1 protein-coding gene is annotated in these 1,051 nt (G+C 50.6%); it reads left to right on the forward strand.

Translation table 11 applies throughout. The features are described from left to right. The first annotated feature begins 466 nt into the window (after nucleotides 1-466). Nucleotides 467-970, forward strand: a complete 504-nt coding sequence (locus ACSSVV_RS21015) for a hypothetical protein (protein ID WP_023012148.1) — start codon at nucleotides 467-469, stop codon at nucleotides 968-970. Nucleotides 971-1,051: the final 81 nt, after the last annotated feature.

Genomic DNA, 1,051 nt, shown 5'->3' on the forward strand with positions numbered 1-1,051 from the left:
TTGAGTCAAGTCACTGAATCGCCGTGGTACGTGATCCGTATGCCCGGTGATGTGGGAGGAGGGGCATCGTGAGGTGCCTCCCTATCCCGATTAAAGGCCTTGCTCCGGTGTTCTTTGGTTTGGTGTTTGGCCGCGGTTTGGCAGGTTGCCGGCAGGCAGAAAACAGCCCTCAGTTTGGCAACGGTTTCGGCGGGTAATTTGGAGTTCAGGTCGCGGGGCAATCCGGCGTAATCGTCGGGTAATTTCCGCTCACTCGGTGGCCTGGTTCCTGGCGCAATGGGTCAAGCTGGCACACAGTATCGGGAGTTGGCATTCAGCATTGGGTGCCCAATAAAAACCAAGGGTGAACAGGCCCTTAACAAGTCGCAGCAGTACGCGGCCGATGGCCGCCGGACGCCCTTTCCATGGCTCCTTCGTCGCCATTCCAAGGTCGCCGCTGTGCTCAGCGTTAACTCGAAGAGGTGATATGTCAGAATTTTCGGGCCCAGAAGCAGCTGAGTTACTCTCTGACTATTATGACCTGATTTCTAAAGAGAGTGATCGCGGCGCAGTCATTGTTGCAGCGTCCATATTAGATGAGAGCTTGGGCGAGATTTTGAAGGCATTTTTGCTCAGTCCTTCCACTAGAAAGGATGACCTGCTTGATGGGGCGTATGCTCCACTCGGTTCTTTTTCGGCAAAAATTGAGTTGTGTTTCCGTTTGGGAATTATTCGACAGCCAATTCGACAGCAACTAATGCTGTTCAAATCGATCAGGAACGATGTCGCCCATCGGCTTTCAGTCGCCAGCCTGCAAGACGAAAAGTGTCGCTCAAGACTGGCTGAAATCCTCAAAACTATCCCTGATATGACGAATCAAATCATTCAAACCCTGACTCAAGCAGGTATCGATATGAGTCGTGAAGGGTATGGAGAGAGCTTGCTCGATACTTATGGCTGCAGACGAACGTTTGATCTAAGGAAGGTCTGAATAACTGCTGATATTTGCCCATCTTGGGTTTAAACGGCAAAAAATCGAAGATTCAGACACTATTTTCCCTTTATTTGTGTG

Source organism: Marinobacter sp. MBR-105, from assembly GCF_053628895.1.

Excerpts from the sequence above, each read along its gene's own strand:
- ACSSVV_RS21015 (WP_023012148.1), top strand. The coding sequence starts at position 467 with ATGTCAGAATTTTCGGGCCCAGAAGCAGCTGAGTTACTCTCTGACTAT.